Origin of the sequence: Klebsiella sp. CN_Kp073 (assembly GCF_040065495.2) — a bacterium.
GTDB classification, from domain to species: Bacteria; Pseudomonadota; Gammaproteobacteria; order Enterobacterales; family Enterobacteriaceae; genus Klebsiella; species Klebsiella aerogenes.
The window spans coordinates 2260517-2274650 of record NZ_CM198051.1 but is presented as its reverse complement, the minus strand read 5'-3'; the positions used below and the strand labels follow the sequence as shown (position 1 = coordinate 2274650).

14 protein-coding genes and 1 pseudogene are annotated in these 14134 nt (G+C 54.3%); 5 read left to right on the top strand and 10 right to left on the bottom strand.

What is annotated here, in order from left to right:
* From ABLV66_RS10945 to ABLV66_RS10935, 3 genes are all read left to right on the top strand, one after another.
* Nucleotides 1-1818, top strand: coding sequence for an ABC transporter ATP-binding protein (locus ABLV66_RS10945; RefSeq protein ID WP_348876727.1), 1818 nt, complete (start codon nucleotides 1-3; stop codon nucleotides 1816-1818).
* Nucleotides 1819-2006: 188 nt separating this feature from the next.
* On the top strand, nucleotides 2007-2753 hold the full coding sequence (locus ABLV66_RS10940; protein ID WP_045397495.1) for a DeoR/GlpR family DNA-binding transcription regulator: 747 nt from the start codon (nucleotides 2007-2009) through the stop codon (nucleotides 2751-2753).
* Nucleotides 2754-2766: 13 nt separating this feature from the next.
* Nucleotides 2767-3849 (top strand): oxidoreductase, encoded by a 1083-nt coding sequence (locus ABLV66_RS10935; protein WP_348876728.1) that lies wholly within the window; start codon nucleotides 2767-2769, stop codon nucleotides 3847-3849.
* A gap of 44 nt (nucleotides 3850-3893) precedes the next feature.
* Here ABLV66_RS10935 and ABLV66_RS10930 read toward each other — a convergent pair whose 3' ends face one another.
* Both ABLV66_RS10930 and ABLV66_RS10925 read right to left on the bottom strand, forming a co-directional pair.
* Nucleotides 3894-4520, bottom strand: coding sequence for a helix-turn-helix transcriptional regulator (locus ABLV66_RS10930; protein ID WP_047048965.1), 627 nt, complete (start codon nucleotides 4518-4520; stop codon nucleotides 3894-3896).
* Nucleotides 4517-5494, bottom strand: coding sequence for a threo-3-hydroxy-L-aspartate ammonia-lyase (locus ABLV66_RS10925; RefSeq protein ID WP_047079056.1), 978 nt, complete (start codon nucleotides 5492-5494; stop codon nucleotides 4517-4519). The genes ABLV66_RS10930 and ABLV66_RS10925 overlap by 4 nt, the downstream gene beginning before the upstream one ends.
* 249 nt (nucleotides 5495-5743) lie before the next feature.
* On the opposite strand from ABLV66_RS10925, the gene ABLV66_RS10920 reads away from it, so the two are divergent.
* Nucleotides 5744-5938, top strand: coding sequence for a hypothetical protein (locus ABLV66_RS10920; RefSeq protein ID WP_045397506.1), 195 nt, complete (start codon nucleotides 5744-5746; stop codon nucleotides 5936-5938).
* Nucleotides 5939-6017: 79 nt separating this feature from the next.
* Here ABLV66_RS10920 and ABLV66_RS10915 read toward each other — a convergent pair whose 3' ends face one another.
* A complete protein-coding gene (locus ABLV66_RS10915) occupies nucleotides 6018-6776 on the bottom strand; it encodes a hypothetical protein (protein ID WP_063416110.1) in 759 nt (252 codons plus the stop codon).
* 460 nt (nucleotides 6777-7236) lie between these two features.
* Between ABLV66_RS10915 and ABLV66_RS10910 the strand changes: the two genes are divergently transcribed.
* Nucleotides 7237-7803 (top strand): DJ-1/PfpI family protein, encoded by a 567-nt coding sequence (locus ABLV66_RS10910; protein WP_045397511.1) that lies wholly within the window; start codon nucleotides 7237-7239, stop codon nucleotides 7801-7803.
* A gap of 67 nt (nucleotides 7804-7870) precedes the next feature.
* Here the strand turns inward: ABLV66_RS10910 and ABLV66_RS10905 are convergent, their stop codons facing one another.
* The 7 genes and pseudogenes from ABLV66_RS10905 to tli1a (ABLV66_RS10875) all read right to left on the bottom strand — a co-directional run bounded on the left by ABLV66_RS10905 (nucleotide 7871) and on the right by tli1a (ABLV66_RS10875) (nucleotide 14073).
* Entirely contained in the window at nucleotides 7871-9211 is a 1341-nt protein-coding gene (locus ABLV66_RS10905) for a VasL domain-containing protein (protein ID WP_320482349.1), read from the bottom strand.
* Nucleotides 9212-9231: 20 nt separating this feature from the next.
* Complete coding sequence (tssE, locus tag ABLV66_RS10900) at nucleotides 9232-9675, bottom strand: type VI secretion system baseplate subunit TssE (protein ID WP_015705635.1); 444 nt, start codon at nucleotides 9673-9675, stop codon at nucleotides 9232-9234.
* A gap of 1 nt (nucleotide 9676) precedes the next feature.
* The gene (tssJ, locus tag ABLV66_RS10895; RefSeq protein ID WP_316422433.1) at nucleotides 9677-10213 is read right to left on the bottom strand and encodes a type VI secretion system lipoprotein TssJ; all 537 of its coding nucleotides are present in this window, start codon (nucleotides 10211-10213) and stop codon (nucleotides 9677-9679) included.
* Nucleotides 10194-10435, bottom strand: a pseudogene (locus ABLV66_RS10890) (type VI secretion system baseplate subunit TssG); the annotation flags it as partial. The gene tssJ and the pseudogene ABLV66_RS10890, both read right to left, overlap by 20 nt.
* A gap of 6 nt (nucleotides 10436-10441) precedes the next feature.
* Nucleotides 10442-11011 carry a Tli1a family immunity protein gene (gene tli1a, locus ABLV66_RS10885; protein WP_045397514.1) on the bottom strand — a complete coding sequence of 190 codons (570 nt, stop codon included), beginning with the start codon at nucleotides 11009-11011 and terminating at the stop codon, nucleotides 10442-10444.
* Nucleotides 11012-11119: 108 nt separating this feature from the next.
* Nucleotides 11120-13534: a Tle1 family T6SS lipase effector gene (locus ABLV66_RS10880; RefSeq protein WP_512174075.1), complete on the bottom strand. Its 2415-nt coding sequence runs from the start codon at nucleotides 13532-13534 to the stop codon at nucleotides 11120-11122.
* Nucleotides 13507-14073, bottom strand: a complete 567-nt coding sequence (gene tli1a / locus ABLV66_RS10875) for a Tli1a family immunity protein (protein WP_045423133.1) — start codon at nucleotides 14071-14073, stop codon at nucleotides 13507-13509. Before tli1a (ABLV66_RS10875) ends, ABLV66_RS10880 begins: the two co-directional genes overlap by 28 nt.
* Between the last annotated feature and the right edge of the window lie 61 nt (nucleotides 14074-14134).

The window sequence follows — 14134 nt, the reverse complement described above, 5'->3', positions numbered from 1 at the left end:
ATGAACCGTGAAACGCCTGCGCCAGTGCTGGCCGTCGACAATCTGAGCGTCGCATTCCGCCACGGCGATAGCTGGCAGAAAGTGGTGCGTAATATCTGTTTTAGCCTCTATCCAGGTAAGACGCTGGCGATCGTCGGCGAATCCGGCTCGGGTAAAAGCGTGACGGCGATGGCCATTATGCGTCTGCTTTCTGCCCGGCATAGCCGTACCGAGGGACAGGTGCTGCTCGGCGGCAAATCCCTGCTCGACCTTCCTGAAGAGGAGATGCGTCGCGTGCGCGGCGCCGAGGTGGCGATGATTTTTCAGGAGCCGATGACCAGTCTTAACCCGGCATTTACTATCGGCAATCAGATAGCGGAAGTTTTTATCCGCCATCAGGGCTTATCGGCGCGCCAGGCGAAGCAGGAGGCCATCGCCCTGCTGGAAAAAGTCCGCATTCCGCATGCCGCGCAACGTTTCGATGAATATCCGCATCAGTTTTCCGGCGGTATGCGCCAGCGTGCGATGATCGCGATGGCGCTGGCCCTGAAGCCGAAACTGCTGATCGCCGATGAACCCACGACCGCGCTGGACGTCACTATCCAGGGGCAAATCCTCGATCTGATTAAAACCCTGCAGGCAGAAAACAATACCGCGGTGCTGTTTATTACCCATGATATGGGCGTAGTCGCGGAAACCGCCGACGATACGCTGGTGATGTTTCGCGGCGATGCCATCGAATGCGAGCGTACGCCGACGCTATTCGCCACCCCGCAGCAGCCCTATACCCGTACGCTGCTGGCCTCGGTACCCGCGGCAGGTGAAATGGATATAAGCTCGACCCCCTGTAAGTTCCCATCGGTGAACCTGCAAACCGGGGAAATCCGTCGTTACCCGCCAGAGCCTGACCTCAGCCTGACCAGCAACGAGCCGGTATTATCGGTCAAAAATCTGGTCACCCGTTTTCCAGTTAAAAAAGGCTTTTTTAATCAGTTAGCCGGGCATATCCACGCCGTAGAAAACGTTAGCTTTGATCTATGGCCCGGAGAAACGCTATCGCTGGTGGGCGAATCAGGCTGCGGTAAATCGACCACCGGTCGCAGTCTCATTCGCCTGGTCCAGGCGCAATCCGGCCATGTTCGCCTTAATGGCTATGACGTCCTGCAAGCCGGGCGCCAACAGCAAAAGCGGATGCGTCAGGATATCCAGATGATTTTTCAGGATCCGTTCGCCAGCCTGAATCCACGGCTGAAAATCCAGGAAACGTTGATTGAACCACTGCTGGAAAATGGCCTCGCCACACGCCAGCAGGCGCTGGCGCGCGCCCATGAATTGATTGAGAAAGTGGGACTCAGCGTCGCGGTGCTTAACCGCTATCCGCATGAATTTTCCGGTGGTCAGCGCCAGCGCATCTGCATTGCCCGCGCGCTGGCGATGAATCCCAAGGTGATTATCGCCGACGAGTCGGTGTCGGCGCTGGATGTGTCGGTCAAAGCGCAGGTGGTCAACCTGATTATCGAACTGCAACGAACGATGAAAATCGCCTTTCTGTTCATCTCTCATGATATGGCGGTGATTGAACGCATCAGTCACCGGATAGCGGTCATGTATCTCGGCGAAATCGTCGAAATTGGCCCGCGGCAGGCAATTTTCGCCAATCCGCAACACCCCTATACGCAGAAGTTAATTGCGGCGATCCCGAAAACCGATCCGTCTCGCCGACATCTTCTGCGCGAAGCCAATAACGATGAACTACCCTCGCCGTTTCGCGATAAAGACTGGCAGCCGCCGACGCGCCGCTACGAACAAGTCGGTAATCAGCACTGGGTAATGCGCTGAGCGGAGTACCTTTAAATAGACCGGCTTAACGCTCTGTAGTCTGCGCTGAGCCGGTCCCCCTTCCCAAAAAGCGATGCACAATCCCCCCTTTTAGCTGGCAACGCATTTTTTGCTGCTTTTTGCGATTCACATTCTCACTTCATGCTGTATTATGCGGCTTATTGCAGTCTTTTGCAGGAACAACGATTATGCATAAAACCGCCCGACAACAGTTTTTACTCGAACTACTGAGCGAAAACGGTCAAATTAGTATCAGCGAACTGGTCGAACGATTGCAGGTCTCGCCCGATACCGTTCGCCGCGATCTTAGTGACCTGGAAAAACGCGGACTGGTACAGAAAAACCATGGCGGCGCTATCGCTCTCGATCTTCCAGCTATGAATCGTCAGGCGCGCAATGCGCTGCTGCCCGAGACTAAGCAACGCCTCGGCGCGCTGGTCGCCCGTGAGATTCCTCCAGGATCAACGCTATTTTTAGACGCCGGCAGCACGGTACTGGCCGTCGCCGCTCATCTAAAAGGACCGCTGACGGTCATCACCCCTTCGCTGGATATTGCCCAACTATTTAGCGAACGGCCCGATATCGAGTTGGTTTTACTTGGCGGAAAATGGGATATGCGGCAGCGGCTGTTTGCCGGTAGCGCCACGCTGGCGCTGCTTTCTCGTTACCGCGCGGATATCGCCATTCTCGGCGCCTGCGCGATCCATGCGCAACAAGGGCTTAGCGCCAGCCAGGAAGCGGATGCGGAGGTAAAGCGCGCGATGCTGGCAGCCAGCGTCGAGCACTGGCTGGTGGCTGACCATCTGAAACTTAATCGCTGCGAGCCATACCTGGTCGCCGAACTGAAACACATCGATCGTCTGTTCCTCGACAAGCCATGGCACGCGCTTGGCGAAGACAATTCAATGCAGGTCAGCATTGCTGACGCTGAATAACGTGGAGAAAGTCATGCATAAAGTTATCACCGGCGCAGGTAAACCTATTAACATTGCGCTGATCGGCTATGGATTTGTCGGCAAAACGTTTCACGCACCGCTCATTAACTCGGTCGATGGGTTAAAGCTTGCCGTCGTCGCCTCCCGCGACGAAGCCAAAGTGAAGCAGGACCTGCCAGATGTCACGGTAATCGCTTCTCCGGAAGAGGCCATTCAGCATCCGGACGTCGATCTGGTGGTACTCGCTTCGCCGAACGCCACCCACGCCCCGCTGGCTCGACTGGCGTTGAACGCCGGTAAGCACGTGGTGGTGGATAAGCCCTTCACTCTCGATATGCAGGAAGCGCGCGAGCTGATCGCGCTGGCGGACGAAAAGCAACGACTGCTTTCAGTCTTCCACAATCGCCGTTGGGATAGCGATTATCTCGGCGTTAAGCAGGCCATCGAGCAGGGGCTGATCGGCAAGGTTAAGCATTTCGAGTCGCATATCGACCGCTTCCGCCCGGAAGTACGCGTTCGCTGGCGCGAGCAAAACGTGCCCGGCAGCGGCCTGTGGTTTGACATCGGCCCGCACCTGATCGACCAGACGCTACAACTTTTCGGCCTACCGCAATCGGTACAAGGCAATATAGCCACTCTGCGACAGGGCGCGGAGATCAACGATTGGGCGCACGTGGTGCTGAATTATCCGCAGCACAAAGTGGTTTTGCACTGTAGCATGCTGGTGGCCGGCGGCGTCTCGCGCTTCACGGTCCACGGCGATAGCGGCAGCCTCGTGAAACTGAAAGCAGACCAGCAAGAGAGCCAGCTGCTGGCTGGGGTCGTCCCAGGGAGCGAAAGCTGGGGCCAGGATGACGACAGCATGACGCTGTTCGACGCCAGCCTGCAGGCGCACACGCTCGCCACGCCGAAAGGCGATCAGCGTCAGTACTATATTCAGGTTCGCGATGCCCTGCAGGGCAAAATCGCCAACCCGGTGCCGCCGCTACAGGCGCTGGCGGTGATGGCGGTGCTGGAAGCCGCCGTTGCTTCAGCAGAAAGCGGCAGCGTGCAAAAGCTGGCGTTAACCACCGACGAACTGACCGGGCTTCAGTAACCCCTTGATGGAATAGCGGCTGCAGCTCCGCGCGGCCGCTACGCTTATCTCTCCTGTCGGGCGTATAAATAGGCGGTCGCCCGCGAAATGCCAAGATGCTGCGCGACCATTTCCATTGATTTGCGCAGATCTAATAGCCCCTCTTTACGCAATTGTTGAATCACCGTTTTACGATCCGTCGCACTCAGCGCCCTGGCTGTCGTCGCCCGCTCGGCGGCGAATGCATCAATTCGTTGGCGAATGGCCGCTGCGCCGCCCGGTTCAAGATGCTCAACCACCGTGGCGCTTTCCGTGGCGGTAAAGCGCGCCAACGCGCTCTGCATACCGCGAAACAACGTCATATCGACGTTAAGACAGAGGGCGGCAACATATTCACCGTTATCGCCCTTAATACCGATGGAGGTACTTTTCACCGCACGGCCATCGGCAAATTGATTGGCATAGTTGGCAACGACGGCCGGAAACTCGGCGCTGGCAATCCGCGCTAACCCCATCTCGGTCGCCGGCTGACCAACCTCTCTGCCGGAGAGATTATTGTGGATTGATAAAATGGCCTGTTGAGGATGCGTCAGGTCATGGACGACCACTTCACAAAACGGCGCGAAGGTTTCGCTTAACCCCTGGGCGATGAGATCAAGCTGTGCCAGCAAGGGCGACATCTCGCTACTCATAATTCGTTCCCGGTGGCCAATAAAGCGCTGTAACGACTCATATCCACATTACCGCCGCTGATAATAATGCCGACTTTTTTACCCCGCAGATGCGCCATGGCGCCTCGTGCGGCAGCGAAGCCCAGACAGCCGGTCGGTTCGACCACCATTTTCATCCGCTCGGCGAGAAATTTCATCGCTGCGACCAATTCATCGTCACTCACGGTCAGGATATCGTCGACGTGTTGCTGTATTAGCGGAAAAGTATATTGCCCCAGATGCTGGGTCTGCGCGCCGTCGGCGATGGTTTTCGGCGTCTCAATATGCACAATGCTGCCGCAACGAAAAGATTGCTGGCCGTCATTGCCAGCTTCGGGCTCTACGCCATAGATTTTACACCCCGGAGACAGATGACGCGTCGCCAGCGCCGAGCCTGACAACAGCCCACCGCCGCCGAGGCAGACAAATAGCGCATCCAGCGGACCGACCTCTTCTATTAGCTCTTTCGCCGCCGTCCCCTGCCCGGCAATCACGTGCGGATGATCGTAAGGAGGGATAAGGGTTAACCCATTCTGTTGCGCCAGATCGCGACCGATCTGCTCGCGATCCTCCGTGTAGCGGTCATAAAAAACGACTTTACCACCGTAGCCCCGGGTGGCGGCGACTTTAGCCGCAGGCGCATCGTGTGGCATGACGATAGTCGCCGGAATGTCCAGCAGTTTAGCCGCTAGTGCAATGGCCTGCGCGTGATTACCAGAAGAAAACGCCACTACCCCGGCCCGTTTTTGCGTTGGGCTAAACTGTTGCAACGCGTTCATCGCGCCGCGGAATTTAAATGCCCCCATGCGCTGATAATTTTCACACTTTAAAAACAGCTGCGCTGAGTATTGCTCATCCAGGGTACGGGAGGTCATCACAGGAGTAGAGTTGGCGTAACCGGCAATCCGCCGGGCGGCGGCTGCCACGTCGCGATAATCGGGAAGTTGTAGAGTCATTGTTTCGCCTTGTTGTTCAATGAGTAATCAGGACCTAATACATTTCGTCTAATTAAATACATTATGTATGATCAATATTCAACCGCAAATGGCATAGATCGCAACCAGAAGAAAATGTGCTCCGCTTGCCTATTGCCTGCTGGAAATTTCCCACATTTGGGAGCAGGATATAATCAAATACCTGATTATTGTGGTAACGCCCCATCAGCTTCTGCGGACGCAACCCGACACACTGGACAGGAGAATGTCATGTATTACACGTTAGGAGAAAAGACCCTCCACTTTTATCGCTATCAGTGCCGTTACTACGTTGCTCATTGGGACGGCGGTCACGTGATGGCCGAGCAGTTCAAGCCGTTTATCGCCGGGATCAGCGAAAAGACCGGTCTGGAAGCAAAGCGTGTGGAAGCCGTCGCTCGCGATTACTTTACTAACGTGGATTAACACAATCCTTTGATATCGCCAGAAAAGACTAAACGGCACCTCAAAGGTGCCGTTTTATATTCACTTTGGTGAGAACCAATCAGGCGGTGGGGATTTTTGAAATAATATATTCGAGTGATTCATCAATATTCTCACCTGCCAGCATTTTCTTCCGCACGCTAAACGCCCGGCCTGTACGTAAGAATTTTAGGGAGACAGTGTCATTAGTAACACCTTTTCCTGTTAATACGATTTCATTCAGCGGTACGATAAAAGTATCTGAGTACAATTTTGGTTTAACTATCAATTTATCACCAGAAAGACCAATCATAACGCTCTCCTTGAGGCGTACCCCATTCCAGATATTGAGAATGCCTACTGCGACCAATAAATAGCCAATTCCCACGCCCATCACCAGCACAATAACTCCCATGCATAAAGCAATAGCACCAGTAGGCGCAAATCGGGATGTATCGCATGTTAATTTATAGTTTTTATCTTCAGGCTTAGATATATCAACCTCTGCTTCAGGGTTATAAACATCAAGGTTTGCATTGCAGTATCTTTCGTAGCTAAAAAGATAACCGATTAAAAACAACAAACCAATCGGCACCATAGCAATCCCACCGATATAAGCAAACACAATACCAACACGCGGGACTTTCGGTAATAAAAAAACGCTTACCACCTGAACAACTATAGCAAGGGGAAGTACAATTGTGACCAAATCTTTAATCAAACGCAGCGTTCGATCGTAGCCATAATAATCTGAAAGCGAGTTGACCTCATTGAGCACCAAAAGAAACATGGCTAAGTTAATTATAATACCAATCAATGTCAGACGGTGAATTTTATTCATTCATACTCCATTATGCTTACTCATCGTAACATATTAATTTAATTAATGGGTTTACACTATGCCGCCAATAACAAAAGGCATTTTTAACACCTGACGCCGTTCAACAATTCGAAATATCCGAATATATTCTCGCATGTAAAAAAGACAACACACACATAAGATAAAAAAATATTCCAAAAATTCGCACGCCAATAAAAAGAGCCAGCCGATATTAACAAACACACCCTCCCCGTCAACAAAAAAAGCAAAACACAATATACAGGCGTCATTTCTTTTTAATGTAAACTTCCCTGGTGCGGAATTTAATTCATGCGTTAAATTTATTACTCTTGATCCGATACATCAGGTCTATATTTTATCGACATTGCTGCTTTCATTCTTATTCATGCATTAACCATTGGCATTGTTCATTTTACCAGGCTATACCTTAGGCATCATTATTCATCAAGGATCTGTTGCAATGGGCAAGAAAATTTTAATGCTGGTGGGTGATTACGCTGAAGATTACGAAACCATGGTCCCGTTTCAGGCATTACAGATGATTGGCCATCAGGTCGATGCTGTCTGCCCGGATAAAAACAAAGGCGACTATATTATGACGGCGATTCATGATTTTGACGGCGCACAAACCTATAGCGAAAAACCCGGTCATCGCTTCGTACTGAACGCTGACTTCGATAGCGCCAATGAGCAAGACTACGACGCACTGCTCATCCCCGGCGGCCGTGCGCCAGAATATCTGCGCCTGAATGAGCAGGTGATTAAGCTGGTACAGGCTTTTGACGCTGCGCGTAAACCGATTGCCGCCGTCTGCCACGGCCCACAGCTTCTCGCGGCCGCCGGCATTCTTAAAGGCCGTACCTGCAGCGCTTATCCAGCTTGCGCTCCCGAAGTTCGCCTCAGTGGCGGACATTACGCCGATATCGGTATCGACCAGGCGCACGTTGATGGCAATCTGGTTACTGCCCCCGCCTGGCCCGCCCACCCGCAGTGGCTTGCTAAATTTGCCGAGGTGTTGCAGCGGTAAGCGCCTTTTCCAGGGCTGGAGTCGCTACGGTACGATATGCCCCCCAGCCCTTACTCCTTGCGCGAAGCTATTCCACGGTTTTATTTTTTACTAGTGCATAAGAGACTATCAGCTGCTGCAGGTGCTGTTCCGCTTGTTGCTGCTGCGCGGCGCGGCTGATTTGCCCTTCTGTCATCGCCGATAGTTGGCGTAACTGTTCTTCAGCCGGAACGGTTCGATTAAGAGACTGAGTAATGGCGAACACCGCGGATTTCAGTTCACTGACCGTCAGGTATTTTCCCTTCTGCTCATCCAGGGCATTCAGACGCTGAGTTAATTGCTGCAGTTGCTGCATTCCCTGATACCACCCGGTGAGGTTTTCCGCCGGCAGCGCGGCAGCTATGATCTGCTGCCGCCACTGCGAGGACAATGTTTTCGCCTGCTCCGGCCATAGCGCCAGTGCCTGTTGTACCAGTTGATCGCTATAGTCGATGGCCCAATTAGGTTTGAGTTGAGCCAGATGTGTAAGCTGCTGCCGGGTCTGCTTTATCCCACTGTCTGCTGACGGTGCGTGCAGAGAAAAGGAGCGTAACTGATCTGGCGAAAGTACCGTCGGCAATGGCGCCAGACTGAGAGCGAATTGCTGCTGTTCCGGATCTGGTTGATTCATCGCCTGCCACCCCCACCCTGCCGCTGCGGTCAGCGCCAGCATCGTCAGCATACCGGCCATAAAAGGTCGCCATCGTTTTTCAGAGTTCTGACGCTCATTGCCGACTTGCACGTTTGGCAGCGTTTCCGGCGGCGCAATATAAACCCACTTTGTTCGCTCAACCCGCTCATCCAAATGGGTGGACGCGTTCTCCATCGTGACTACGTGCGGTAGGGTATCAGCGCTGGTCACGCCATCGCTATTCTCCAGCCGTACTGCCGCGTTATGCATCAAATTGAGCAACGCATCAAACTGACTGACGTGCTTTAATTCCAGACGCTGCAGCGCAGCATCCAGCGCTTTCAGATGCACTTCCGCCTCATAAATCAAACTAAGATCGACATAGGCTAGCGTCAGCGTCCGCAGCGCTTGCAGTAGCCGTTTACCCAAACCGCTAAGGATTTCCAGCCGCGCGTGTACCGGCTGTGGCCAAAGGCTCCCCCACTGACGGGTAATCAGCGTTTCCAGGATAGCCAGTCCTTCATTCAGCCCGCATAAGCCGGTTAACTGCGTACGGGCAAGCGTATACCAAGCCGCGGTCTGCAGCTCTACGCCGTTACGGTCAAATAATGACAGGCAAAGCCGTTCTGCGTATAGCCAGTCAACGTCGGGGCGCGCCGGGTGGCTGAGTTTGTGCATTTCTTCACGCAGCTTTGCGTAGTCTGCCAGCGTGCGCGGGTCGCCGCCGGTAGTCAGGTGACGCTTAGGATAAGTTGTCATAGGGGTAACCAGAGTGAGGGCTAAATAGCGGTGCGGGCATTCAGATACTGTTGCTGTTTCAGATGGCGAAGGAGAACCCTGCCTTCAGGCATAAATTCCGTGCCATAGCGTACCAGACCAATTTCCTTCAGTTCCGCGTCGATGGCATAACGCAGTTCGCCTGGCTGTGTCTGTTCGAGCATCTCCACACGGAGGCTGTTCAGCCGCGGTTCGTATTTGAGCAGTACCGCGGACAGCGTGGTCATTAACTGGTGCGCGCTACCCGGCATCCCCTGGAGAATTTTTGTCATATCCGGCAGACCGTAATCCGGAAGATGCGCCAGCGTGCCAGCCCGGCAGTTGAGGATACGCTGCATATTATCAAGCACCGATAAAATGACCTGATTTTCTTCACCGATCTGATGCAGATCGAGACCGCCGGAGAAATTACCAAACAGGGTGTCGTAAAGTGAGGGGCGCGGCATTTTAGTTACCTTTTAACGGTTGCAGCGTCAGCCGGTTGTGACCGGCTTCGATAATACGCGGCTTGTCGGGGTCGAGGTCGTCGCGGGTCAACACTAACCGCCAGCTGTCCTTGACCCGATCCGGCGCGATAAACATCCCCGCCACCGCGACGTATTGCGCCGCCGTCTCCAGCGGCATATCCAGCGCCACGGATTCCCCCGGGTGTAGACGGATATCTTTTTGGGCCAGCCAATCGCTTGGTATTGCCCGGCTATCGTCAGCAAATAGCGAGGGATAATCGCTGGCGTCAAACGCTTTGCGCTCTTTGAGTTGGTAAATTCGCACTACGGTTGCCAATGACGCCCCTTGCGCATTGTGGTTCACCCCTTCCCGGGCCCGAATATCCAAATGCAGCGTTTTGATCTGTTTATAAAAAATAGCGTAGGTCACTGAGACGGCTCCATCTTTTACGCTCTGCGTCAGGCCGCAGCCGGTTAAGGCTGCAGTGAGAGTGATGGGCAGCAATGTGGCGCAATTTTTACCAACGATAGTTGCCATCTTCATCGTTCTCCCTTCGGTGAATATTTTTCGGACGCGCTGATAACGCCCCAGATGAATGGTGATAATGTCAGTAGCAGGGTATTGCGCGTTAAGCGGGCGCAGTACCGCGGTCCGCCCTAACCGCGCCGCGTTTTTGGGTTGGCAAGAGCGTTGCGCAGCCGGTAATAAATGGCGGGCCACATACAGCTGTAGCCGTACATCCAAATGGGCGCCCAGCCAGGGCATTCAGCGTGGAGTCTGCGGTGTCGGACATACGATCTCCTCCTTGATATGTTTGAAAATAACGTTATCTGCTTTTTTATCCTCATCAGGATGAGGAAGTATCGGGTATTTCGGATCTGCGCGACCGTAGCAGGAACGGACTATCCGCACCTTATCGCAGGGGAAAATATGCACATCAAAACCGCACGCCTGCCCCTTCTCCCAGCGTTCAATGGGGACAGTAATCGGCCCATGTTTCTGATAGTGAGTCTCATAATCATCGGGCATCTCACTCGATTTCATCCAGGCATTAGGATCGGAGGTCCAGGTGATTTTTGCCGTCAGTCCCGGGCGCCAGACATCAGGCACCATCACGCAGCAGAATCCGCCACCGCCACCGTAGGGATTCGCCCTGGGCCCTCCGTAGCCATCAACCTGCACCGAAACGATGGCATCAGGTCCGTGGTTTAATACGGCTATATCAGCGCCGCTCATGCCGTCATGACTGTGATCGCGGCAGGCCGTCAATAGACAGAGAAAAACGGCGACCAGTACCGCCAGCCCTGTGGACAAAATACGGGTATGCTTTATCATTGATGTATCCTTACAAAAATAAAATAAAGTAATGAATTATTAAGAGATGACGTAATTTCAGATTTTTATTTTTACGACGCCGTCCATAGTAATATGGTAATTAAAGTGTCAGGGAAGCAGTATTTTAAAAGCCTCGCTTTTTATATCCCGATATATTTTCCCCAGCACGCCCGATACCGTATTCAGATCTTTCATATCCGTTCGCGCCTGCACTAATATATCGCCAACATTAATATCAATAATCGCTTTTACCCGCTGGCCAAATTGTTTCACCGAATCCCACGTATCGTCATCGTTATCGTAAATCGTCCGCGACGCAAAATAACCGTGGGAAAACGAGGAATGCAGCGGATCATGATTATATTTGGCCAGCGTGTCATGCACGTAGTTATCGTAAAAATCCAGCATCGTCGGCGAGCCCATCAGCGCCGCCCGCCGGGCATCGCCACTTTTCTTGATCTGGATATATTCCGACTCCTGCGCCGCCACCAGCGGACCGCCAAGCTGGTCGGTTTGCGTGGTGGGGATCACATCCAGCAGCACCTGGCCCAGCAGCGCCACGATACCGGTATGGGCAAAGTCATAACCCCACGCCGCGCGGTCCAGCCGATCCTTATCGATAAACGGCACTTCTCGCGGCCCTTCGCTTTCCGCGGGCGCCGTCGCCGACGGCAGCGCGCCGGTCTGCTCATTCAGCGCCTGCTGATAAAAAGGCTTACGCTGATAATACTTATCGGCGTATTGCGGGCTGGCAAAGCGCTCGGTGCGCCAGGCGGTGATCCAGCTCAGCTGGTCCGCCAGCATCACCTCCAGCGCTTTGGCCTTCAGCGGCACATACACCGGATCCGGCAGTTTGCCCAGCGGACCGTTCTCCGGCGGCTTCGCGGCGGCGGCCGCAGCTTTCGCCTTATCGCTATCCGCCTTGTCGTGAGCCGCCTTCAGCGCGGCGACCGGATCCCGGCCCTGAGCCACGGCGATGGCCACCACCTCCGCCTCGTTGACGGCCGGCGTTTCGGTCTTCGCCCCCGCCTGCTGCGCCCCGGCCTGCTGCCAGGCGTTAAACAGGGCGATCGCCTGTTCGGAGATTTTGAAATAATCAGCAACGTAGCCTTGCATTACCCGATATTTTTTGTCCTGAGCCCCACCGGGTAATACTTCTTCAGGTACGCTCAGCGGCGCCCCGGCATCGAAGGCGGCGGCATACATATCATGCAGCACAATCTTTGACAGCAGGCTGCGGGAGTCGGTCTGCACCTTGCCGAGCTCCGCAGGCTTACAGTCGCCGCCGACATCGGCATGCATCCCGGGGTAGACCACCTCCACCGCTCCCGCCGGGTATTTACCGTCCGGACCGCGAATGGAGTCCAGCGGCAGGTCGCCGTGCTGCTCGTGGCCGGCGACAAAGTGGTAGCAGCTTTTTAAGAAGCCTTTGGTGGTCGGCAGCCGCAGGCTGTTGGCCGCCCAGCCCAGATGCCCGGTGGCCGACGGCAGGATATGCGGCACACCAACCGCCGAGACCGAATCCAGCAGTCCCATAAACTCGATACTGATGGGAATGCCCAGCAGCGTGGGTCCCCCCGGAACCACCGTCCCCGCCGGCAGCATATTTGTCGCATCGAGCGGCATTTTAGCGTCATCGAGCAGCGACTCCAGCCCGCGGGCGGTGGCGGCCCCCCGGCAGTAGCCGTAGACGAACAGCTTGATTTTGGCGATGCGCCGCTGCGAGCGCTGGATATGCAGCCGTGTTGGCTGCCGCGGCCACTGATTGACCACGGCACCCAGATGCTTGCTGCAGAACTCATCGAGCGCGCTTTTACGGTTGAACTTCTGGGTCAGCCGCGAGAAGGGCCAGACGGTGGCCATCTGAGGCCGAAAGGTATCCAGTTCGCTGTCCTCGATCCTTTCCTTTTTCACCGCATAGCAAATGCTGCTGTAGGTTTTAAGCAGCGCCTGGTTGATACGGTCCTCACCGCCGTTGGCAAACAGCTCGCCGTCCAGCGAGTATTCGTTCTCGCCAATCTGCGGAAAGCGCGCCCCGCAGCCGGGAAAGTAATAGCTGAAGTAGCCGTCGTTCTCCGCCTTATCTAACCAGTTTGCGGCATGGTAGAGACGGCCGATATTGGTCAGCGGCGGGTTTCGCGAGCCGTACACTTCATTACCATCTTCTTCATTACAGCAGGTACCGTCAAAGAATAGGCTGATATGCAGGCTGGCGGGGCAGCCCGGTTCCGTTTTTTTGTCCGATTGATGATCGGACTCTTTAACATACCCCTCCAGGTACTGCCTGGCGTAGTTGCCTTCGGTCTGCGTTCTGCTCGCTGGCAGGCGGCCGCGCTCGTTGTATTCGGTTTTCTGCTGCGTGGAGTTATCCGCGGGCTTTTTGTCATCCGGCCCGGGAAACTTTGGCGGTAGGCTGGCCGCTTCTGCGGTGGAGGTTTTGACTGCGACCGGAGTGGCACCGGTCTGAAAAGCCGCAATAAGCGCCTTCAGGGCATTCAGCGTGGAGTCTGCGGTGTCGGACATACGATGTTCTCCTTAACATGGTCAAATAATATTTTTTTCGCTTTTTCATCCTCATCGGGCGCACGATGTATCGGATATTCCGGAGATGAGCGATCGTGACAAGAACGAACAATTCTTACCTTATCGCAGGGAAAAATATGCACTTCAAAGCCACAGGCCTGTCCCTTCTCCCAGCGCTCAATGGGAACGGTGATCGGTCCATGGCGCTGATAGTATTGTGAATAGTTGTCAGGCATATCGCTTATTTTCATCCAGGAGTTAGGGTCGGAAGTCCAGGTGATTTTTGCCGTCAGCCCCGGCCGCCAGTCGTTGGGCACCATCACACAGCAGAAGCCGCCGCCGCCGTAGGAATTGGCTCCAGGCCCGCCGTAGCCGTTCACCTGCACCGAAACAATGGCATCCGGACCGTGGTTTAAGACGTTTATATCAGCGCCGCTCATGCCGTCGCGACTGTGATCGCGGCAGGCCGTCAGCAGGCAGAGAAAAACGGCGGCCAGCACCGCCAGCCCGCCGGGCAAAATACGGATATGCTTTATCATTGATGTGTCCTTACAAATACAAAGTGATGACTTATTAATAAATGGCGTAATTAAATGCTTG